The 21,622-nt window shown below is 52.5% G+C and carries 22 protein-coding genes; 18 read left to right on the top strand and 4 right to left on the bottom strand.

Annotated features, from left to right (window positions below):
• Window positions 1-23: 23 nt before the first annotated feature.
• The 7 genes from L3D05_RS05605 to L3D05_RS05635 all read left to right on the top strand — a co-directional run bounded on the left by L3D05_RS05605 (window position 24) and on the right by L3D05_RS05635 (window position 6,766).
• Window positions 24-1,517, top strand: coding sequence for a sugar ABC transporter ATP-binding protein (locus L3D05_RS05605; RefSeq protein WP_239615025.1), 1,494 nt, complete (start codon window positions 24-26; stop codon window positions 1,515-1,517).
• 36 nt (window positions 1,518-1,553) lie between these two features.
• Window positions 1,554-2,492: an ABC transporter permease gene (locus L3D05_RS05610; RefSeq protein ID WP_239615026.1), complete on the top strand. Its 939-nt coding sequence runs from the start codon at window positions 1,554-1,556 to the stop codon at window positions 2,490-2,492.
• Window positions 2,493-2,634: 142 nt separating this feature from the next.
• A complete protein-coding gene (locus L3D05_RS05615) occupies window positions 2,635-3,606 on the top strand; it encodes a substrate-binding domain-containing protein (protein WP_239615027.1) in 972 nt (323 codons plus the stop codon).
• A 15-nt stretch (window positions 3,607-3,621) separates the two neighbouring features.
• Window positions 3,622-4,398, top strand: coding sequence for an SDR family NAD(P)-dependent oxidoreductase (locus tag L3D05_RS05620; protein WP_239615028.1), 777 nt, complete (start codon window positions 3,622-3,624; stop codon window positions 4,396-4,398).
• A gap of 20 nt (window positions 4,399-4,418) precedes the next feature.
• Window positions 4,419-5,159, top strand: coding sequence for an SDR family oxidoreductase (locus tag L3D05_RS05625; RefSeq protein ID WP_239615029.1), 741 nt, complete (start codon window positions 4,419-4,421; stop codon window positions 5,157-5,159).
• A gap of 16 nt (window positions 5,160-5,175) precedes the next feature.
• Entirely contained in the window at window positions 5,176-5,544 is a 369-nt protein-coding gene (locus L3D05_RS05630; protein WP_239615030.1) for a sensory rhodopsin transducer, read from the top strand.
• A gap of 13 nt (window positions 5,545-5,557) precedes the next feature.
• A complete protein-coding gene (locus tag L3D05_RS05635; protein ID WP_239615031.1) occupies window positions 5,558-6,766 on the top strand; it encodes a cupin domain-containing protein in 1,209 nt (402 codons plus the stop codon).
• Window positions 6,767-6,820: 54 nt separating this feature from the next.
• Here the strand turns inward: L3D05_RS05635 and L3D05_RS05640 are convergent, their stop codons facing one another.
• Together L3D05_RS05640 and L3D05_RS05645 are read right to left on the bottom strand one after the other, a co-directional pair.
• Window positions 6,821-7,591: an SDR family NAD(P)-dependent oxidoreductase gene (locus L3D05_RS05640; protein ID WP_239615032.1), complete on the bottom strand. Its 771-nt coding sequence runs from the start codon at window positions 7,589-7,591 to the stop codon at window positions 6,821-6,823.
• A 14-nt stretch (window positions 7,592-7,605) separates the two neighbouring features.
• A complete protein-coding gene (locus tag L3D05_RS05645; protein WP_239615033.1) occupies window positions 7,606-8,061 on the bottom strand; it encodes an S-ribosylhomocysteine lyase in 456 nt (151 codons plus the stop codon).
• 188 nt (window positions 8,062-8,249) lie between these two features.
• On the opposite strand from L3D05_RS05645, the gene L3D05_RS05650 reads away from it, so the two are divergent.
• The 6 genes from L3D05_RS05650 (at window position 8,250) to L3D05_RS05675 (ending at window position 13,933) form a co-directional block, all read left to right on the top strand.
• The gene (locus L3D05_RS05650) at window positions 8,250-9,083 is read left to right on the top strand and encodes a MetQ/NlpA family ABC transporter substrate-binding protein (RefSeq protein ID WP_239615034.1); all 834 of its coding nucleotides are present in this window, start codon (window positions 8,250-8,252) and stop codon (window positions 9,081-9,083) included.
• 81 nt (window positions 9,084-9,164) lie between these two features.
• The gene (locus tag L3D05_RS05655) at window positions 9,165-10,355 is read left to right on the top strand and encodes an aminotransferase class I/II-fold pyridoxal phosphate-dependent enzyme (RefSeq protein WP_239615035.1); all 1,191 of its coding nucleotides are present in this window, start codon (window positions 9,165-9,167) and stop codon (window positions 10,353-10,355) included.
• A 17-nt stretch (window positions 10,356-10,372) separates the two neighbouring features.
• The gene (locus tag L3D05_RS05660) at window positions 10,373-11,395 is read left to right on the top strand and encodes a methionine ABC transporter ATP-binding protein (protein WP_239615036.1); all 1,023 of its coding nucleotides are present in this window, start codon (window positions 10,373-10,375) and stop codon (window positions 11,393-11,395) included.
• Window positions 11,392-12,051, top strand: a complete 660-nt coding sequence (locus tag L3D05_RS05665) for a methionine ABC transporter permease (protein ID WP_239615037.1) — start codon at window positions 11,392-11,394, stop codon at window positions 12,049-12,051. The genes L3D05_RS05660 and L3D05_RS05665 overlap by 4 nt, the downstream gene beginning before the upstream one ends.
• A 42-nt stretch (window positions 12,052-12,093) precedes the next feature.
• Window positions 12,094-13,200: an iron-containing alcohol dehydrogenase family protein gene (locus tag L3D05_RS05670; RefSeq protein WP_239615038.1), complete on the top strand. Its 1,107-nt coding sequence runs from the start codon at window positions 12,094-12,096 to the stop codon at window positions 13,198-13,200.
• 19 nt (window positions 13,201-13,219) lie between these two features.
• The gene (locus L3D05_RS05675; protein ID WP_239615039.1) at window positions 13,220-13,933 is read left to right on the top strand and encodes a 5'-methylthioadenosine/adenosylhomocysteine nucleosidase; all 714 of its coding nucleotides are present in this window, start codon (window positions 13,220-13,222) and stop codon (window positions 13,931-13,933) included.
• Window positions 13,934-14,200: 267 nt separating this feature from the next.
• Here L3D05_RS05675 and L3D05_RS26405 read toward each other — a convergent pair whose 3' ends face one another.
• Window positions 14,201-14,335: a hypothetical protein gene (locus L3D05_RS26405; RefSeq protein WP_255807348.1), complete on the bottom strand. Its 135-nt coding sequence runs from the start codon at window positions 14,333-14,335 to the stop codon at window positions 14,201-14,203.
• A gap of 255 nt (window positions 14,336-14,590) precedes the next feature.
• On the opposite strand from L3D05_RS26405, the gene L3D05_RS05680 reads away from it, so the two are divergent.
• From L3D05_RS05680 to gntK, 3 genes are all read left to right on the top strand, one after another.
• Window positions 14,591-15,265 (top strand): GntR family transcriptional regulator, encoded by a 675-nt coding sequence (locus L3D05_RS05680; protein ID WP_239615040.1) that lies wholly within the window; start codon window positions 14,591-14,593, stop codon window positions 15,263-15,265.
• 140 nt (window positions 15,266-15,405) lie between these two features.
• Window positions 15,406-16,767: a GntT/GntP/DsdX family permease gene (locus L3D05_RS05685; protein WP_239615041.1), complete on the top strand. Its 1,362-nt coding sequence runs from the start codon at window positions 15,406-15,408 to the stop codon at window positions 16,765-16,767.
• A 26-nt stretch (window positions 16,768-16,793) separates the two neighbouring features.
• Window positions 16,794-18,335: a gluconokinase gene (gene gntK, locus L3D05_RS05690; protein WP_239615042.1), complete on the top strand. Its 1,542-nt coding sequence runs from the start codon at window positions 16,794-16,796 to the stop codon at window positions 18,333-18,335.
• A 441-nt stretch (window positions 18,336-18,776) separates the two neighbouring features.
• Here gntK and yyaC read toward each other — a convergent pair whose 3' ends face one another.
• The gene (gene yyaC / locus L3D05_RS05695; protein WP_239615043.1) at window positions 18,777-19,361 is read right to left on the bottom strand and encodes a spore protease YyaC; all 585 of its coding nucleotides are present in this window, start codon (window positions 19,359-19,361) and stop codon (window positions 18,777-18,779) included.
• Between the two features lie 258 nt (window positions 19,362-19,619).
• Here yyaC and ndk point away from each other — a divergent pair, with 258 nt between their 5' ends.
• Together ndk and L3D05_RS05705 are read left to right on the top strand one after the other, a co-directional pair.
• Window positions 19,620-20,039, top strand: coding sequence for a nucleoside-diphosphate kinase (gene ndk, locus L3D05_RS05700; RefSeq protein WP_239615044.1), 420 nt, complete (start codon window positions 19,620-19,622; stop codon window positions 20,037-20,039).
• 193 nt (window positions 20,040-20,232) lie between these two features.
• Complete coding sequence (locus tag L3D05_RS05705; protein ID WP_239615045.1) at window positions 20,233-21,522, top strand: class II aldolase/adducin family protein; 1,290 nt, start codon at window positions 20,233-20,235, stop codon at window positions 21,520-21,522.
• Window positions 21,523-21,622 lie beyond the last annotated feature (100 nt).

Consider the following 21,622-nt stretch of genomic DNA (forward strand, 5'->3'; position numbering starts at 1 on the left):
GTTCCAGACAGGGTGATGCGAACATGGGTGCCGACTTGAACGTGTTGGAGATGAACAATATCTCGAAAACTTTTCCGGGCGTTCATGCATTGAAAAACGTAAACCTCGCGGTTAAAAAAGGAACCGTTCACGCCCTCATGGGGGAGAACGGCGCCGGGAAGTCCACGTTGATGAAAATATTGATCGGAATGTACACGCAATACGAAGGAGAAATCATTTTCAAAGGCGAGCGGCTGGCGCATTCGAACATCAAAAGCGCGATCGACGCGGGCATCTCGATGATTCATCAAGAGCTATCGTACGTGCCTAACATGACCGTATCCGAGAACTTGTTCCTCGGCAACGAACCTAGGAATAGGTGGGGAGTCGTCGACCGGAAAAAGCTGCGCGAAGACACGCAAAGCTATTTGAATCTAATCGGGGTTAAGCTCGATCCCGGCACTCTTATGAAGGATCTGAGTGTATCCGAGAGGCAGATGGTCGAAATCGCCAAAGCGATCTCCTATAAGTCGGACGTCATCATTATGGATGAGCCGACTTCGGCGATCTCCGACCGGGAAGTCGAACGCCTCTTCAAGATTATCGAAGGGCTGAAGAAGAGAGGGGTCGCGATCATCTATATCTCCCATAAGATGGACGAGATCTTCCGCATCGCCGACGAATTCACGGTGCTGCGGGACGGAACCTTCGTAGGCACGCAGCCGATCGAAGGCGCGAATATCGATCAGATGATCGCGATGATGGTCGGACGGCAACTGACCGACTTGTTTCCTCGGCGTACGCCGGAATACGGTCCGGCCATCCTCACCGTTCGGAATCTGACGAAGCGGGGCGTGTTCGAAAATATATCGTTCGAGGTCCGCAAGGGGGAAATTGTTGGAATCGCTGGTCTGATGGGCTCGGGCCGAACGGAAGTCGTCAACTGTATTTACGGTTTAGACCGAAGCGATAGCGGCGAAATCCGAATTCGCGATACCGCCGCCACGATCCGCACACCGAAGGATGGCATGCGCCAAGGAATTGGGCTCGTCAGCGAGGACCGCAAGACGCTAGGGCTAGTGTTGCAGTTGTCCGTTAAGGAAAACATCATGCTTCCGAACTTCCAGCTGTGTACGCGATATCAAGTCGTATCCGACGCGAAAGAAAAGATGATCGCCGACGGCATCATTAAGGATCTCTCGATTAAGACGCCGACGCGCGATCAGAAAGCGGGCAATCTGAGCGGCGGCAACCAGCAGAAGATCGTCATCGGCAAAGTGCTGCTGGGCAATCCCGATCTTTTGATTCTAGACGAACCGACGAGAGGAATCGACATCGGCGCGAAATCGGAAATTTACAAGCTGATCTCGCAGCTGGCGGAGCAAGGGAAAGCGATTATCGTCGTATCCTCCGAACTCCCGGAGATTATGGGCTTGAGCGACAGGATTATCGTACTGCACGAAGGGAAAGTCACGGGCGAACTGACGCGGGAAGAGGCAAGCGAAGAAAAAATCATGGCGCACGCTTTCGGCAAATAAAAGCGCCTGAGAAGTAAACGTAAGGGAGTCGTTCATATGGGCCAAACGATTAAAGCAACGTTCACAGGCGATCTGTTAAGAAAATATGGATTATTGCTCGCATTGGTGCTCTTATGCGCCGTATTCGCCTCCATGTCACCTGTGTTCATGACCGAACGCAATTTGCTCAACGTACTTAACCAAGTTTCTATTAATGCGATTCTAGCGATCGGCGTAACCTTCGTCATCCTCATCGGAGGAATCGATCTCGGTCTAGGTTCCTATGTCGCATTAACCGGGTGCTTAGCCGCTCTTTTCGCCAGCTCGGGAGATGCGTTGTTCATCCCGATCCTGCTCGGCATTCTAGGAGGGCTGCTCATCGGGTTCGTGAACGGGATTACGATAACCAAAGGAAAGCTAGCGCCGTTTATCGTCACCTTGGGGATGATGACGATCGCCAGGGGAGGCGCGCTCGTCGTCAGCGACGGACGGCCGATTTCCAACCTTTCCCCGTCTTTTAACGCAATTGGGGGCACCTTCCTGGGCATTCAGATCCCGGTCCTTATCGTTTTGGTCATCTTCTTGATTTCCTTGTTCGTCCTGAATAAGACGGTGTTCGGCCGTTATGTGTACGCGGTCGGGGGCAACGAAGAAGCGGCCAGGGCGTCGGGTATCAACGTTCATCGGATCAAGCTGTACGTGTACATCCTGTGCGGAGGGTTGGCCGGCGTTGCCGGAATCATCCAGACGGCGCGCATCGAGACCGGACAGCCGAACATCGGAGTCGGATACGAGCTTGACGCGATCGCGGCGGTCGTCATCGGCGGAACGAGCCTGTCTGGCGGTTCGGGCAGGATTACGGGCACGATCATCGGCGCGCTCATCATCGGGGTCATTAATAACGGCTTGGATTTGCTTAACGTTCCTTCGTATTACCAGCAGATCATTAAAGGTTTGATTATCGTCGGAGCGTTATTGATCGATCGGAAATCTTAAAGGTCGCCGTTGACTACGCGTAGGAGGTGTTGGGAGGCATCGCCGGTCCGATAGGCCGGAGCAAGGCACCCGGAGTATTCGCTTCAGGCTCGAAGTCCTATGGTTTCAACCTAATCTAAACCACTCATCGGAGGTCATGAAAATGAAAAAGAGTTTAAGTTTGATGTTGGTATTATTGCTGGCTTTCATGCTGGCGGCTTGCGGTAAAGACAAAGAGAACTCGGGCGGAAACGCGTCGGGCTCGCCGGCAGGCGAAGGCGGCAGCGGCAAGAAAATCGTCATCGGCGTCAGCATCCTGAACATGGCGAACGAATTTACGGCAACGCTGGCTAAAGGGATCGAGGCGAAGGGCAAGGAACTTGGCGTCAAGATTATTATCAATGACGGCCAGAAGGATCCGAACAAACAAATTCAGCAAGTCGAGACTTTCATTGCGCAGAAGGTAGATGCCATTATCTTTAACCCGATTGAAGCGGAAGCTTCGTCTCCGGCGGTCGACAAAGCGAAAGCGGCGGGCATTCCGATCATTAACGTCAACTCGGTAACGAAATCCGCTCCAGACGCGTTCGTCGGCTCTAAGGATCAAGAGTCCGCGAAGATCGCGATCGATTATCTGGCCGAGAGACTCGGTTCCAAAGGCAATCTCGTCATGATGCACGGTCATCTAGGTCAATCGGCTGAAATCGATCGGACGGAAGGCGCGGTCGAAGCGCTGAAAGCTTATCCGGACATGAAACTGATCGCGGAGCAGACGGGGGAGTGGAACCGCGATAAGGCGCTGACTTTGATGCAAAACTGGCTTCAAGCGCATAATGGCCAAATTCAAGGCGTATTCGCGCAGAACGACGAGATGGGCATGGGCGCGTTGAAGGCGCTGGAAGACGCAGGCGTTAAGAAAGACATCGTTCTCGTCAGCGTGGACGCGATCGCGGATGCTCTGCAAGCGGTGAAAGACGGACGCTTGGACGCGACGGTATTCCAGAACGCGGCGGCGCAAGGCGGCGGAGCGCTGGAGACGGCTTTGAAAATCATCAACAAGGAATCTTTCGAGAAAGAAGTGTTCGTACCGTTCGAGCTCGTAACCAAAGACAACGTAGACCAATACTTGAAGTAAGGAAGGATTACGCGCATGAGTATCAACGACAAGTTCCGTCTAGACGGCCGGGTATCTCTCGTAACCGGCGGCGGCGCCGGATTAGGCAAAGCGATGGCGCAGGGGTTGGCCCAAGCGGGTTCCCGCCTTGTCATCGCCGACATCGATCTGGACGCCGCCCGCCGAACGGCGGAGGAATTCACGATGGAAGGCGTTGAGACGATTGCCGTCCAAGCGGATGTGACCGATCAGGGTCACATCCGCCGGATGGTCGCGACGGCGATGGACCGCTTCGGCCGAATCGATGCCTTATTCAATAACGCAGGTATCAGCATCCATGTTCCTATAGAGGAAATGCGGTACGAGGATTGGCAGAAGATCATGAACGTGAACTTGACGAGCGTGTTCCTTGTCTCCCAAGAGGTTGGCAAGGTCATGATCGCGCAGAATAGCGGCGTTATCGTCAATATTTCGTCCATGTCCGGACTCGTCTCCAACGTTCCGCAGAACCAAGCCGCATACAACACGTCCAAAGCCGCCGTCATCATGCTGACGAAGAGCATGGCGTCGGAATGGGCGAAATACAACATCAGAGTGAATACGATCGCGCCGGGATATATGAGGACGGAAATGACCGCTCCCTATTTCGAAGAGAACGGCTCCATGGTGCAGGAGTGGATGAAGATGACTCCGATGCATCGTCCGGGTACGCCAGACGAACTGCAGGGCATTGCCGTCTATCTCGCTTCCGATGCTTCGACTTACGCGACCGGCGGCGTGTTCGTCATCGATGGCGGCTATACCATTTTGTAAATTCAGGAGGAAACGACAACATGAGCGACACATTAAGGAATAAAACCGCGATCGTCACCGGCGCGAGCCGGGGACTCGGACGGGTGGTATGTACCCACTTCGCGAGCTTGGGAATGAAAGTGGCGGCGATCGCCCGCAATGAATCCGAGCTCAAGATTTTGCAGGAAGAAATCAGCCAGATGGGCACGGAATGCATGACGTTTGCTTTGAATATCACTGATTATGACGGCATCGGCAAAGCGGTGGAAGAGGTTCAACGGGCATGGGGGTCTATCGACGTTCTCGTCAACAACGCGGGAGCGGGAGTGGATACTTCGTTCGAGGAGATTACCAAAGAGGACATCGACATGACGATCGACGTCAATCTCAAAGGCGTCATCTATGCGTCCAAACACGTCGCTCCTTATATGATCAAGCAGCAGCATGGCCATATTTTCAACATTTCGTCCATTGCCGGTACGCGCGGGCTCAACACGAAGAACAACAACAACGGCATCTACACCGCGACCAAATTCGGCGTGAACGGCTTCGGGGACGCCATCTCCAAATATTTAATGAAGGACAACATCCATGTCGTGACCTTGTGCCCTGGCGGCATCGACACGAGCTGGTGGGATCGCTGGACTTGGCTGCACGAGAAGGACGCGCTTATTAAGCCGCACGACATCGCCTCGTTGATCGAGTTCATCCTGAACGCTCCGAACAACATTTTGTACAAGCAAGTCTTATTTCACCCGACCGTTGAGGTCGATTCTTGGTAAGCGAGGGGATAGACGAATGAACAAACAAATCGGCGCGCTTGCGTGGATCATCCCGGACGGCTTTACCCCGGTGCGAAGCTCGGGTTTGCTGGAAAGCCACGAAGCCATATGCATCGTCAATTGCACGACCGATAGAGCGACGGTAAACGTGACGGTATATTTCGAAGACGAGAATCCGATCGAAAATATAGAGTTCGTTGTAGACGGACAGAGAACAAAGCATGTGCGTACGGATGCGCTGGAGAAGCAAGGCTCGAAGATCCCGAAAGGCGTTCCCTATGCGATGAAAGTAGAGAGCGACACTCCTATCGTCGTTCAGTATAGCCGCATGGATGCGACGCAAGCGGAGAACACGCTAATGACGACGATGGCTTATCCCGTCTAAGAGAGGTGCGACAATGATGAGTTCGAACTCATTGATAGAGAAGCTGCTAGAGGAAGGCAAAGGCGTCCTAAGACTGGCGCCGGCATGGGTTCCAAGATCGTTCTGTCGCCCGGGCAAACGAATTAAGCTGCATCCGCAGGATTATTTCGTGCTCGGATTGGCACGCGGAGGGATAGACGAGCGTTGGTTCTCGTCGACGACCCATGCGGAGAACGGACCGGGGACGCCGGAGGATGAGGGAATGAGTTACGTCGTTTCGGCGGATGGCCAAGATCGGGTACTGCTGAAGGACGTTGTGGACGAGTTGAAGGGTGCGGCGATCGGAGACGACATCTGGGACAAATACAAAGGATGGCCGATCTATTCGAAGCTGTTCGACAACCTGAATCCGTTGCCGCATCATGTTCATCACGACGACGAAGCTGCGGCTCGCGTGGGCCAGAAGGGCAAGCACGAGATGTACTTCTACCCGTCCCAGCTGAACAACCACGGGGGAGAATTTCCGTATACGTTTTTCGGATTCAATCCGGGAGTGACGAAGGAACAGGTTAAAGAAACGCTGATGAACTTTACTAAGGGCGACAATCAGATCACGAATCTATCGCGCGCTTACAAGCTGACTTTAGACACAGGCTTCGACGTTCCTCCCGGCATCCTTCACGCACCCGGCAGCTTATGTACGTACGAGCCTCAATTCGCATCGGACGTCTATGCGATGTATCAGTCGGTGCTGCATGGCGAGCATGCGGTGCCTGAACCGTTACTATGGAAGGACACTCCGCCGGAAGAAGTCGGCAACTACGACTACTTGATGGACATTCTCGATTGGGAGGCCAATACGGATCCGGACTTCTACCAACGGTTCTTCATGTCTCCGAAGCCCGTCTGTCCGATCGAAGAGATGGAAGCGGAAGGTTACGTGGAAGAGTGGATTTGCTACAAGAGCAAACTCGTCTCCGCGAAGCGCCTGACGGTGCTGCCGGGAGCGACCGTCACGATACGGGACGGCGCCGCTTACGGCTTGTACATGCTGCAAGGCCACGGCAAGCTTGGCGTCTGGGACATCGAGACGCCTGCGTTGATTCGATACGGAGAGCTTACCCACGACGAGTATTTCGTGACCGCGCCCGCCGCTAAAGCCGGCATCACGATCACGAACGCATCCAAGACGGATCCGATCGTGCTGCTGAAGCACTTCTCCGAAAATCCGGATTTAATATAATCTAACGTGATAGAAGCCATGCCCCGATCTCGGAGGCATGGCTTTTTTCGTGTGCTAATGCATCGTCATGCCGCCCGTTACGTTGATGGCTTGACCGGTCATATAGGACGATAATGGACTGGCCAAGAAGAGAACGACGTTAGCGACGTCTTCCGGCTGGGCCGTCCGACCTAGCGGAACTTGCGAGCGATCCTCGGCAAGGATATCTTCCGGAGACATTCCCCTTAACGCCGCGCCTTCCACGCGTTCGCGCCTCTTCATGTCCGTTTCCACGATACCGGGACAAACGGCATTTACTAGAATTTGTTCCTTGGCCAGCTCGACGGCCATGACCTTCGTGAACCCGAGCACGGCATGTTTGGACGCGCAATAATTGCCCATGCAACGGTAGCCATTCTTGCCGGCTTGCGAAGCGATATTGATAATGCGGCCTCCATGACCTTGCCTCAGCATTTGCTTCGCGCCGGCTTGGGATACGAGGTATACGCCCTTGGCATTGACGTCCATCACTTTATCCCAGTCGGATTCCTTAATGTCCGTTACGTAATCCATGGTAGAAGTGCCGCTGTTGTTAACGAGAATGTCTACGCCGCCGAAGACTTCGACCGCGGTACGAATGAGCGCATCCGCGTCTTGCTGCGCGGTCACGTCCGTTCTCGTATGAACCAGCCGTGCATGAACCTTGTCCACCCCCGGCTTGCACGCGATATCTCCGATGACGACGTTGGCTCCGGCCGTCAAGAATAAGTCGGCGATTCCCTTGCCGATGCCCGTCAAGCCGCCGGTAACGACCAACGTTTTACCCGATAAATCGATCGTAAGCATGAGCTCGCTCTCCTTTACCGACGAAAAGGATCATCGCTAATGCCGGCCTCCAGCACGATCTTGGCGTATTCTTGAGCGCTGAACAAAGAGTGATCTTTGTAGTTTCCGCATTCCAGCGCGGATACTGCCGGAACGACTTCGGTCGTCAGTACCTTTTTCAGGACGTTCGTCAGAGCGGCGGCAACGTCCTTGGGATCGTGCTCGTCCCAAATAATCAAATAAAAGCCCGTTCTGCAACCCATCGGCGATACGTCAATTACGCCTTTCAATTCGTCTCGCAAATTGATCGCCAGTAGATGCTCAAGGGTATGGACCGCTGCGGTAGGCAGCGCGTCTTGATTAGGCTGCAGAAAACGCAAGTCGTATTTCTGAATCGTGCTTCCCTTTTCGTTTTTCTCTGTGCCCGCGATGCGTACGTACGGAGCCTTAACGATCGTGTGATCCAATTCGAAGCTTTCTACTTTAGCCATGGTGTTATCAACCTCTTCCTGCGAATTTATAATTCAAAGTAACACAATCGGAATTATATGTAAATAGCGAAATTATTGTCGAAAACAGGGTTGACATAGCGTCAAGGTACGGTGTAAAGTTCGTTTAAACTACTTATTTCATCAGATTACTCGGAATTAATCGAGCACAAAAAGGGAGAGAAACATTCATGAAGCAAAAATGGATTTATCCGGTTCTGTTAATCGTGGCGGTCGCACTAATCGTATCGGGGTGCGGCAATTCCAAAAGCGGCAAAAAGGCCGACGACGATAAAACGATCCGCATCAGCTTTAATCCGGGACCCTACAGCGACCAGTTCAAGAAAGGTGTTGCGCCGTACTTGGAGAATAAAGGCTACAAGATCGAATATACGGAGTTCACCGACGGCATCCAGCCTAACGTAGCGGTATCCAAAGGAGAAATCGACGCCAACGTCTTTCAACATTCGCTCTATCTGGAATCGATTAATAAAAGAGAGAAAATCGAGTTGATCGGCGCGGTACAGGTGCCTACGCCTCCTATGGGGCTTTATTCCAAGAAACACGCGAGTCTGGACGAGATCAGCGATGGCGCCACGATCAACCTCCCGAACGAACCGGTGAACATGCTTCGCGCGCTTAATATTTTGAAAGAAGTCGGTTGGATTACGTTGAAAGACAATATCGATCCGCTGCAAACTTCGCTTAACGATATTACGTCCAATCCGCACAAGCTGGACTTCTTGGCTACGGAGCCAGCTCAAGGACCGCGAGCGCTGCCGGACGTCGACTTCGCGGCCATCCAAGGGAACTTCGCGGTGGCCAATAACATCAAGTTGACGACAGCTCTGCAGTTGGAGAACATGACGGATCCGTTCACGAACATCGTGGCGGTCGACAGCGCGAACAAAGATGCCCAATTCGTGAAGGACATCGTCGAGGGTTACCACTCGCAGGAGTTCCAGGATTATATTAAATCGAATCCGATATACGAGGGTTACAAGCTTCCAAGCTACTTTAAGTAATCCATTCTCGGTCCGTCATTTGGATACGCCGAATGACGGATCTTTTATTTACATCCAATTTTGCGCAAGGGAGAACGAACCATGGCGGAATTCAACCCATCCGATATCGTAAGCCGGCTTCCCGATAATTATTTCAGCGCGATCGACGAGAAGGTGGCTGCCTACCAGAACAAGGGGATCGACGTCATTAATTTGGCCAACGGAAACCCCGATCAGCCGACTCCGGCGCATATCGTCGAAGCGTTAAAGGAAGCCGTGGAGCTGAAATCCAACCAAGGCTATCCGCCCTTCTTCGGGAAGCAAAGCGCGAGGGAGGCGGTATCGGTTTTTTACGAGCGGGAATACGGCGTGGAGCTTAATCCGGATACCGAGGTGGCGGTTTTCAACGGCTCGGCGATCGGAGTAATGGGCATTCCGCAGACGATTCTTAATCCGGGAGACTACTTGTTGACGACGGATCCCGCCTATCCGCCCTATTATACGGCGGCGAAGCTGGCGAGAGCGGAGATCCATACGATACCGGTAGAGGAGAAGGACGGATTCCTGCCCGACTATCGAACCGTTCCGGAAGAGATTGCTCGCCAAACAAAGCTGTTGATGCTCAATTATCCGAACAACCCTACGGGTGCGGTGGCGACAAGAGACTTTTTCGAACAAACGATAGCTTACGCGGCGGAGCATCATTTTCCCGTCATGAACGATTTTGCTTACGGGGCTTTCGGATTCGACGGGCTTAAACCGTTAAGCCTGCTGCAAATTCCCGAGGGCAAAGCCTACGGGGTGGAGACTTACACCGCATCCAAAACCTACAACATGGCGGGCTGGCGCTTCGGCTTCGCCGTCGGTAACGCTTCGGTCATCGGGGCATTGAAGCTCTACCATACGCATGCGTACAGTACGGTATTCGGCGCCGTGCAGGATGCGGCGGCCGCGGCGTTGCTCGGTCCGCAGCAACCGGTGCAGGAGCTAGGCCGATTGTACGAGCAACGCCGGGACACGCTCGTACGGCGATTGCGCGAAATCGGGTGGAACGTAGCTCCCCCGAAGGGGACTTTCTTCGCCTGGTTCAAGGTACCGAACGGATTTACGTCGGAGACGTTCGCCGACTTCCTGCTCGAGCATGCGCATGTCGCGGTAGCGCCCGGCCGCGGATTCGGGACGCAAGGCTCGGCCTACGTCCGAGTGAATCTATTGAACAGCGAGGAAAGGCTGCTCGAAGCAGCGGAGCGAATCGCGGCAACGAAACTGTTCAAGCAGGCTTCGCCGCTCTGACAGGAGGGACAATCGGGATGATCGAACTAAAGGACATTCATAAAACATACGAGCGGAACGGGGTATCCAACGCGGCTCTCAAGGGCGTGAGCCTCCGTGCTGAGAAAGGGGACATCTACGGCGTCATCGGCTATAGCGGCGCCGGGAAAAGCACCTTGATCCGGCTAATCAACTACCTCGAGAAGCCGACCAAAGGCCAGGTTATCGTCGATGGCGTGCCGCTGGACTCCTATAGTGACAAGGAGCTTCGAAGCGTCAAGAAGAAGATCGGGATGATTTTCCAACACTTTAACCTGCTTGAGTCCAAGACGGTGTTCGATAATATCGCGATTCCGCTTGTCTTATTGAAGAAGAGCAAAAAAGAAATCAAGGAGCGCGTCACCGAGCTTCTGCAATTCATCGGTCTGAGCGATAAAGCGAAGAGTTATCCGAAGGAGCTCTCCGGGGGACAGAAGCAACGCGTCGGCATCGCCCGGGCGCTCGCGAGCAACCCGTCGATTCTGCTATGCGACGAAGCGACGTCCGCCCTCGATCCCCAGACGACGCAGTCGATACTCGCTTTACTCAAGAAAATCAACGAGGAATACGACATTACGATCGTCATCATCACGCACGAAATGGCCGTTATCCAACAAATTTGCAATAAGGTTGCCGTCATGGAGGATGGCCGAATTATCGAGCAGGGCGACGTCTTGTCGGTATTCGGAAATCCGGAGCATCCGACGACGCAGAACTTCGTTAGAACGGTCATTCACAACACGGTTCCGGGGAGCGTACTTCATTCCCTTCAAGCGGAAACGAAAGGTCGCGTGTTCAAGCTGGAATTTATCGGCGATTCGGCTTCGAAGCCTATCATTAGCGGATTGATTCGCAATTACGACGTTCAGGTCAATATCTTGTTCGCCAACATGACGGAAATTCAGGCGACGACGCTCGGGAACATGATCATCCAATTGAACGGCTCGGACGAGGTCATCGACCAAGCCGTCGCTTTCCTCGCGGGCGAAGTGCAACTCATAGAGGAGGTTGACCGGGTATGATCGATACCGTAATTACGTCGGAGCAGTTGGTCCGGGCGATTAACGAGACGCTGAGGATGGTCGGGTTCTCCCTATTATTCGGTGCGCTGCTCGGAATCCCTATCGGCATCCTGCTCGTCATAACCCGGCCGGGCGGACTGGTCGAGAACGCGACGCTTTACCGAATTCTGAATCCGGTCATCAATATCGTCCGCTCGTTGCCGTTTATTATTTTGCTCGTGGCGATCCTTCCGTTCACGAGGCTGATCGTCCATACGTCGATCGGCACCAGTGCGGCTATCGTGCCATTGGTTCTCTATGTCGCGCCTTATATCGGCCGGCTCGTGGAGAACTCGTTGCTCGAAGTGAATCCGGGCATTATGGAGGCGGCTAAAGCGATGGGGGCTACGCCTTTGCAGGTCATCTGGTATTTCATGCTGCCGGAAGCGTTCGGTTCCTTGATTCTGACGATGACGACGGCGACGATCGGCTTGATCGGGGCGACGGCGATGGCGGGAACGGTCGGCGGAGGCGGTCTGGGCGATCTGGCGATCTCTTACGGCTATCAACGCTTCGATACGTTTACGATTATCGTCACCGTCATTCTTCTCGTTATTTTCGTGCAAGGCATTCAATCGTTAGGCAACGTGCTGGCCCGCAAAGCGCGCCGGGAATAGACAAGCTAGAATAGACACGCTAGAATGGCGGGGAATCGAAACATGCAGCTGGAAAAACAATTGATCGTACGCGGTGCGCCGCAGGAATTTATTTGCAGGACGGGCTGTTGGAACGAGCTGGAGCAGCATTTGGAGAGACGGGGCATCGAAAGCGTGCTAGTCGTTCACGGAGGGGCGTCATGGCAGGCCGCGTCACCTTACTTTCCCGAAATGGCTAGAACGAAAGTTCACTTCGATAAGTATAACGGCGAATGTACCTACGACGAACGCGATCGGTTGATTCAGGTAATTAAGGTTCAGGGGCTTCAAGCGATCGTTGCCGTCGGCGGGGGAAAGCTGACGGATGTGGCTAAAGCCGCGGCCTATTCGCTGAACGTTCCCGTGATCGTACTGCCGACGCTCGCGTCAACTTGCGCTGCTTGGACGCCTCTAAGCATCGTATACGATGAATCGGGAGCGATGGTCAGCTTCGATGTTTATCCACGTAGCAATTCTCTTGTTCTATTAGATCCGCAAGTTATTCTGGATTCGCCCTCGGAGATGCTAGTAGCCGGCATTGGCGATACGTTAGCCAAATGGTACGAAGCCGACGTCATCATCTCGCAGTTGGACACTGTTCCGATCGAAATCGAGATCGCTCGTTTCGCCGCCCGAAAATGCCGGGACGATTTGCTGCAATATAGCGAAACGGCGCTGAAAGCGTTGGCGGACAAGCGTCTTAACGATGCGTTCATTCGCATTGTCGAGACGAACATTATGGTAGCCGGAATGGTAGGCGGATTCGGGGATCGTTACGGCCGTACGGCGGGAGCGCATTCGATTCATGACGCGCTCACCTATGTCCCGCAATCCCACCATTTGAAGCATGGCATGAAGGTCGCTTACGGGGTACTCGTGCAATTGGCGATAGAGGAGAAGCGGGAAGAGATCGATGCCTTGCTTCCGTTCTATGCGCGATTAGGGTTGCCTGCTAGCCTGAGAGATATGGGGTTGGATTCCTTGTCGCAAGCGGAACGGCTAGCAATAGCGGAACGTGCCGTTGAGAGGGATGCATCGATTCATATGATGCCCGGAGAGATAACCGCGGACATCGTATTCGCCGCGATAGAACGGTTGGAGCAAATACGGCGCCGTAACCTGAAAAAGTAGGAACATAAGGAGGATCATCATGAGCATCGCGATCATAGCCGCCATGGAAGAAGAAGCGGCTGAGCTGAAATCACGGATCGAGAATATTCGGACAACGACCGCGGCTGGCGGCGTGTTCCACTCGGGACAATTAAGAGGGAAAGAAATCGTCTTGCTGGAATGCGGCATCGGTAAAGTAAACGCGGCCCTGACGACGGCATTGCTGATCGAGAGATATCGCCCCGAGTTGATTATCCATTACGGAGCCGCGGGAGGATTAGATCAGGAACTGCAAGTCGGAGACGTCGTCATCGCGACCGAAATGGCATATAGCGACGTAGACGTGACGGCATTTAACTATGCCTATGGACAGGTGCCGCAAAGGCCTGCGCGCTATGCCGCGGATAGCGGATTGATTGAGTTAACGCGGAAGTCACTGGCGGGTAAAACGTTCGACTATCGTATCGTATATGGACTGATTACGACGGAAGATACTTTCATCCATAACCCGGAGCGAGCCGAGCGTATTCGTAGTCTTTTTCCCGAAACGAAGGCTACGGATATGGAGGGTGCTGCCATCGCGCAGACGGCCCATCAGTTCGGCGTGCCCGTTCTCGTCATTCGTTCCTTGTCGGATTTGGCTGGCCAAGGAGCTGCCGGTTCATTCAAATCCTACGTGGACCTAGCCGCGAGGAACTCTGGGAATATCGCCGAAGAGCTTGTTGCTTCGTTTGAGGGAGTCGACCGCCGCTGAGTATTCGGGACAGCCGCCTAGCGAGAGACCGCTCGTTAGACGACTGTCCCGGGACAAGAAGTTGCCGAATCCGCACCTTTCGAAGTAAATAAAGTTACGCCATAACTCTATCACCCTGCCACCAGCTCGATTTGCCTCGAATAAGGTGATACCATCACCTTATGGCCTGTTCAGTTGCCCGATCTGCGCGTTGTCGAACCAAATAGCGTTATGCCAACACCCTATCACCCGAGACATATCCGATCCGCGGCGAATAAGGTGATGCCATCACCTTATGTTACGTTCAACTGCCCGATCCGCAAAATTTCCCATGACTCCACCAACCGCATCCTTCCATACCACTCGAATGACGATGCCTGCAACAACCGTACCCTCCCAGTCCGCCTGTTTTTTCATTTTCACCAACCGAATCTCTACTGTACGAAATGGCTTTCCATGCTATTTGCAATTCCGCGATACGATGTATTTACAGATCTAAAGCGACGAGGTAATATAATCAAAGTAAGTTGTATACAAGTATACAAAAACCATTCAAATTACATACCTTAATCTCGCTACACATAGGGGGAGTCCATTGCTATTAGGCACGAATATGCTAAAATCGATAAACGATTGATTTTGCGAGTCCCAATACGTTGATATAGGAGAGTTAACCCGATGCTTCATTATCCTTCCGCGTGGCTGCAAGGCGTTTCCCGAGGAGAATCGATTGCTTGCGAATTAAGGCTTCATATTATAGACGGGACGCTTAAAGCCGGCGAAGTGATATCCGAGAATAGAATCGCAGCCGATTTCGGCACGAGCAGGTCGCCGGTTAGGGAAGCGTTGAAATCGTTGTCCAATGAAGGCCTGATCCGTCTGGAACGGATGGGAGCGGTCGTATTAGGGTTAAGCGGGAAGGACGTCGAAGAATTGTACGACGTTCGATACTTAATCGAGAGCTTCGCGCAGCAACGGCAAGCGGAAGAGGGCAATGCCAAGCTGATCGGGCAGTTGAATCAACTTATCGATAGGATGCAATTAGCGGTTAAATACGGGGATATCGTGGATTTCTCGTATTCGGATTTCAGCTTTCATGAAGCGATTATTATAGAAGCTAAGCATGCAAGGATTTTGCATTTGTGGAAAAGCATTCGGCAAATCGTGCTCACGGTTATGCTTATTACGACCGAAGAAGTATTCTCCCAAGGAGAAGCGAAATTGAATTCGGTGATCGATAAGCATCGCGCGATCGTCGAAGGTTTGCAATCTAAAGACGCGGAAGTGATACAGAAGGTCGTTCATCATTATTTTGCGGATTCCAAATTAACATTACACAGCAGCTTGCCATGATTGGCTATCAAGAGGATCTAAGTATCCTACGAGCGCTCAAAGTTGTCGACAAGTATACAAACCGCTTCTCTCATATTGAAACGCACGAATTTGGGTATATTACCAACATCTAAGATTTAACATACGGAAGGAATGTACTCATGAACAGTCTCTTTGGTCTAAGTCATAACGTGACGTTGATCGTATGGGCATTGGTTTGCATTGTTTTTCTCGTGGTGCTTATCGCGAAATACAAGTGGAACCCCTTCGTATCTTTATTGATCTCGGCTTTGCTGCTCGGTTTCCTCGCGGGCATGAAATCGCCGGATATTATTAAAGCCGTTACGGGTGGGCTTGGCGGCACATTAGGAACGATCGCCATCGTCATCGGACTAGGCACGATGCTTGGGAAAATGATGGCGGAATCGGGCGGAGCCGAACAGATCGCGACGACGCTGGTCGACCGGTTCGGCGAGAAGCGGGTACATTGGGCGATGATGATCGTCGGTTTTATCGTGGGTATTCCGGTTTTCTTCGAGGTCGGCGTTATTCTATTGATTCCGATCGTGTTTATCGTCGCCAGAAAAACAAAAATGTCGTTGTTGCAGATCGGTATTCCGGTGTTGGCGGGTTTATCGACGGTACATGGATTAGTGCCGCCACACCCGGCGCCCATGATCGCAATCGATGCTTATCAAGCCGATCTAGGAAAGACGATACTCTATTCGATCCTGATCGGTTTGCCGACGGCGATCATCGCAGGTCCTCTGTTCGGTAAATTCATCGGCAAACGAATCGCGATCGATCCGCCAGCGGATCTGGCCGAACAGTTCTCTTCCAAGGGCAATCGTAAGCTTCCGGGATTCGGAATTACGCTGTTCACGATCCTATTGCCCGTATTATTAATGCTGATCGGTTCGATCGCGATCATTGTCGATCCGGGCTCGACTAGCAGCTTTACGCAATTTTTCGAATTCATCGGGCATGAGATCATCGCGCTCTTGATCGCGGTCGTATTCTCTTTCTTCTCGCTTGGGTTCGCAAGGGGCTTCACTAAAGAGGATGTAAATCGATTCGCCGGCGAGTGCTTGGCGCCGACGGCGACGATCATCTTAATCATCGGGGGTGGCGGGGCTTTCAAGCAAGTATTGATCACGAGCGGCGTTGGCGGAGCAATTGCGGAAATCGCGACGCAAGCTAATATTAATATTATTTTGTTCGCATGGTTCGTGGCCGCGCTCATTCGTGTCGCCACCGGATCGGCAACGGTCGCCATGACGACCGCCGCGGGAATCGTGGCGCCGGTTCTCGCCCTCAATCCGGATGCGAACGTGGAACTTGTCGTGCTAGCGACCGGGGCAGGCTCGCTTGTCTTATCGCACGTGAACGACGCGGGATTCTGGATGGTCAAGGAGTTCTTCAATATGACCGTCCCGCAAACCTTGAAAACCTGGACCGCCATGGAAACGATTCTTTCGGTCGTCGGACTGATACTCATTCTGATGCTAAGCACGGTTCTATAGGGAGTTACTTAAAAGGGGAATGAACGATGAGTGAAACTATGTACATGATTGGCGTCGATATCGGAACGACAAGTACGAAAGCGGTTCTGTTCGAAGAGGACGGCAAACCCGTAGCGAAGGCGGACGAAGGCTATCCTCTCCATACGCCTACCGCTTCGGTTGCCGAGCAAGACCCTGAGCAAATCTTTCGCGCGGTCATCCAAACCATTAAGCAAGTGGTGTTGGAAGGCCGTGTCCATTCTGATCAGGTGATGTTCGTCTCCTTCAGCTCGGCCATGCACAGCGTCATAGCCGTTGATGCTGAAGGCAAACCGTTAACGCCGTGCATTACTTGGGGGGACAACCGTAGCGCCGAATGGGCCGATCGCTTGAAGAACGAGATGGGCGGGCAGCAAATCTATTCGCGTACGGGGACGCCGATCCATCCCATGTCCCCTTTGCCTAAGCTGATGTGGCTTCGCCATGAGAAGGAAGACATTTTCCGCAAGGCAGACAAATTCATCTCGATCAAAGAATACGTGTTAGCCAAGCTTTTCGGCGAATATGTCGTAGATTATTCCATCGCTTCGGCGACCGGAATGATGAATCTTAGAAATTTAGATTGGGACGAAGAGGCTCTTGCCATCGCCGGAATTACGAGCGACCGCTTGTCGAGGCTTGTTCCGACTACCTACGTGCTCGAAGGGATGAAGACCGTCTATTCGGCGGAGATGGGAGTATCCGACTCGACTCCATTCGTTATAGGCGCAAGCGACGGCGTTCTCTCCAATCTTGGAGTGAATGCGATCGAGCCGGGAGTCGTTGCAGCGACGATCGGTACGAGCGGCGCCATTCGAACGGTCGTAGATCAGCCGATGACGGATCCGAAAGGCAGAATTTTCTGTTATGCGTTAACCGAGAAACATTGGGTGATCGGAGGAGCGGTGAACAACGGCGGCATGCTGTTCCGCTGGGCGAGGGACGAATTCGCCGCATCCGAGAAGGAAACGGCCAGACGGCTTGGAATAGACCCTTACGACTTGTTGACGCAGATCGTCGAGAAAGTAACGCCGGGGGCGGATGGACTGCTCTTCCATCCTTATTTGACGGGAGAGCGGGCTCCGCTGTGGAACTCGAACGCGCGGGGATCGTTCTTCGGTTTAAACCTTCACCACCGGAAGGAACATATGATTCGTGCCGTGTTGGAAGGGGTTATTTTTAACTTGTACACGGTTCTATTGGCCATGGAGGAACAGATCGGGCGGCCAACGAAAATCCACGCGACCGGAGGGTTTGCGCGCTCTCCGTTATGGCGCCAAATGATGGCCGATATTTTCGATCAGGAAGTCATCATCCCTGAAAGCTACGAAAGCTCTTGCCTTGGTGCGGCGGTACTTGGGTTATACGCTACCGGTAGGATCGATCGGCTGGAAGCGGTCTCCGAAATGGTAGGAGCCACCCACGAGCACAAACCGATTAAGCGGCATGCCGAAATCTATCATGAGCTATTGCCGATCTTCATCGGAATCTCGCGCAAGCTGGAAGAAGAATACGAAGCGATTGCGAGTTTCCAGCGGAAGATTCGTTAGAGGAGAGAACAAGAAGATAAAAGTTCGTCCCCAACTCCTCGTATCATTGGGAATAGAACCGCGTGGCGGCACTAATGGGCTCCATGATGCTCGTAAAGGTGGAATAGAACCGCGTGGCGGCACTAAATGGCTTCACGTTGCTCGTCGAGGTGGAATAGAACCGCGTGGCGGCACTAATTGGCATCATGTTGTTCGTCGAGGTGAAATAGTACCGCGTGGCGGCACTAAATGGCGCCATGATGCTCAACGAGGTGGAATAGTACCGTGTGGCGGCACTAAACGGCTCCATGATGCTCGTCGAGGTGGAATAGTACCGCGTGGCGGCACTAAATGGCTCCATGATGCTCGTCGAGGTGGAATAGAACCGCGTGGCGGTACTAAAGTACAAAACATACGAAAAGGCTGCCCATAAGTAAGTTCACTTAGGGGACAGCCTTTTCGTCATGGGGAGCCTAGTCGCTCTTGTTCTCTTCTGGCGGAAACGGATATCGCCACGAACAAGCTTCTGGAAATCAGGCTGGCCATACTCATGACGAGGTGAAGCCTCGTATTCTGCAACACATGATACCCGAGAAGACCGCCGACATTCACGATGCCGGATATGTGGATGTCTCCGACTGGGGTTAACGCCTTATTTACTCCTGCTCCGGGATACAAGGGGCCGTCGCCGACCTGTATCATCCCAATGCTGGCAGAATTCCCAAGACATGCATCGACTCCGATGACGAAAGGATCCGCAATCGTTCGCTTCAACCTCGCGAGCGTGTCATCCAAATTCATCGCATGAACGGGATTTTCCAACGTGCCGAACAGGTCGAACGAAGAAGAACGATACTTTCCGAGGAGCGACCCCGAGAGCGGGCCAAGCGAATCGCCCGTACAACGGTCGGTTCCGATGCAGACAACGACAATGCGTTTGCCCGCGGGCAGTAATTTGAAATGGCTGCTGAGCCGGTTAGTGATCCGCATCGCAGCGGCAGAATCCGTATGGGCAATGCGATAGGGAGAAGCGGTTACGTGCGACATCGTTCACCTCACTCACGATTAAATTTTACTTCGCATTAACAATGATACAATATGTATCAAAAAAGAGGTGTCGATATTTAGCCGAGCGGAATAAGCAAAGAGTCATTTTTTTTCGACATGACGTTCCCGAATAAGGGATGGAATTCCGTCGCAAAGTCGAATATTCGTAATAAGGGTTGTGAGTAATGTCACACTTCTATACACTGGAACTGAGTATACTAACGATAATGTTCGATCCAGAAGGAGGAAGACGAATCCATGGACAAAACAAAAACGTTCATTATGATCAAGCCAGACGGAGTTCGCAGAGGATTAATCGGGGAAATTGTAAGACGATTCGAACTGAGGGGATTCCGCCTTGTCGATGCTAAGCTGGTGGATGTGGATCAAGCTCATGCGGAGAGACATTATGGCGCTCACAAGGACAAGCCTTTTTTCCAAGAACTCGTTGATTATATTACTTCCGGCCCGGTGTTCGCGATGATCTGGGAAGCGGAGAACGCGGTGGAGATCGGAAGAAGCATGATCGGCGCGACGAATCCGGTGAAAGCCGCTTCCGGTACGATTCGCGGAGATTACGGGACTTCGGTTGAGTTCAACGTTATCCATGGTTCAGACTCGCAGGAAAGCGTCGAGAGGGAAATTGCGGCGTTCTTCGGCAGCAATGCCAGAGCTTAAAGCGTAAAACGTCAAAGGTTAAGCGAAGAGAGATAGCCGCTTAACCTTTTTTTTGTACGGACTTCCATTGTACCGGTCTATCGGATTTGGACGCGAAAGTGAAAAAAGTCATAGGTGACCTAAGTTAATCTTGATACACTAGTGATGCAAGCATAGAAGCGAAAATTCTCGCAAAGGGTAGGAGATGAGAGTTATGCAGTTCGGACTTCTGCACCCGGCTGATCAGATCACGTTGATGATGGAAAGAATTTATGGGTACGGGATGACGACGACTTCCGGAGGGAATCTGTCCATTCTCGACGATAACGGCGATCTATGGATCACTCCCGCCGGCATAGACAAAGGCTCGCTAAGCCGCAATGATATCGTCTGCGTGAAGGCGGATGGTCAAGTGGTCGGAATACATAAGCCTTCAAGCGAGTTGCCTTTTCATAGATTGGTATACCAGACGAGGCCCGATCTTAAGGCGGTCGTACACGCCCATCCTCCCGCCCTCGTTTCCTTCAGTATCGTTCGCCGAATCCCCGATACGCGGATGCTTCCGAACGAAAGAAAAATTTGCGGAGAAATCGGTATGGCGGAGTACGCGTTGCCCGGAAGCGAAGAGCTTGGACAAAATATCGCTGCCGTTTTCGCCAAGGGGATCGACACCGTAATGCTAGAAAACCATGGCATCGTCATCGGCGGCCCCAACCTGTTCGACGCGTTTCAAATCTTCGAAACGCTTGATTTCTGCGCGAGATTAGAGATCAAGGCCAACCGGATCGGCAAGCCTATTCTGCTGTCCGAAGCGCATTATGAAACGGTAGCCGCGAACGAGGAACTCCACCCTGCTACTTTCCGTCCTGCCGGGTATAGCTCGAAGGAAAGAGAGCTTCGCCGGGAGATGATCAAGTTCATTCAGCGATCTTATGACCAACGCCTCTTCACGAGCACGCAAGGGACATTCTCTCAACGGCTCGGAGAAGGCAGCTTCATCCTTACGCCTCATGGCATGGATCGCAAATACATGGACGTTGATCACCTTGTGCGGGTAGACAACGGGAAGGTAGAACAAGGCAAGCTGCCGAGCCGTTCCGCGAAGCTGCACGAAGCTATATATGAACAACATCCTCATATCGATTCGATTATAATCGCGCATCCGCCGAACATTATGGCATTCGCGGTAACGGAGGATGCTTTTGATTCCAGAACGATTCCGGAGAGCTATATTTTACTTCGTAATATACCTAAGCTGCCCTTTAGCTCCATCTATACCGCCCCGAACGACGCGGCAGCTAATTTTACCAAGGATACGCCTATCGCACTTGTGGAAAACAATTGCGTGATCGTGACCGGACAAAGCTTGTTGAATGCGTTCGATCGGTTGGAGGTTGCGGAGTACAGCGCGAAGGCGATCATTTCCTCCCGTAGCCTTGGGGATATCGTAACGATAGACGACAAGAAAATTCGCGATATCGAAGAAGCATTCGGGTTAACTTAAGGAACGAAATAAGACGGACTGCCGGAAAAGTTAACTTTCCAGCGGTCCGTTCGCTTTTCTGGGAACGGGTGAATGAATTGTGACAATATGGAATTTTCGG

Origin of the sequence: Cohnella mopanensis (genome assembly GCF_022352055.1) — a bacterium.
Classification (GTDB): Bacteria; Bacillota; Bacilli; order Paenibacillales; family Paenibacillaceae; genus Cohnella; species Cohnella mopanensis.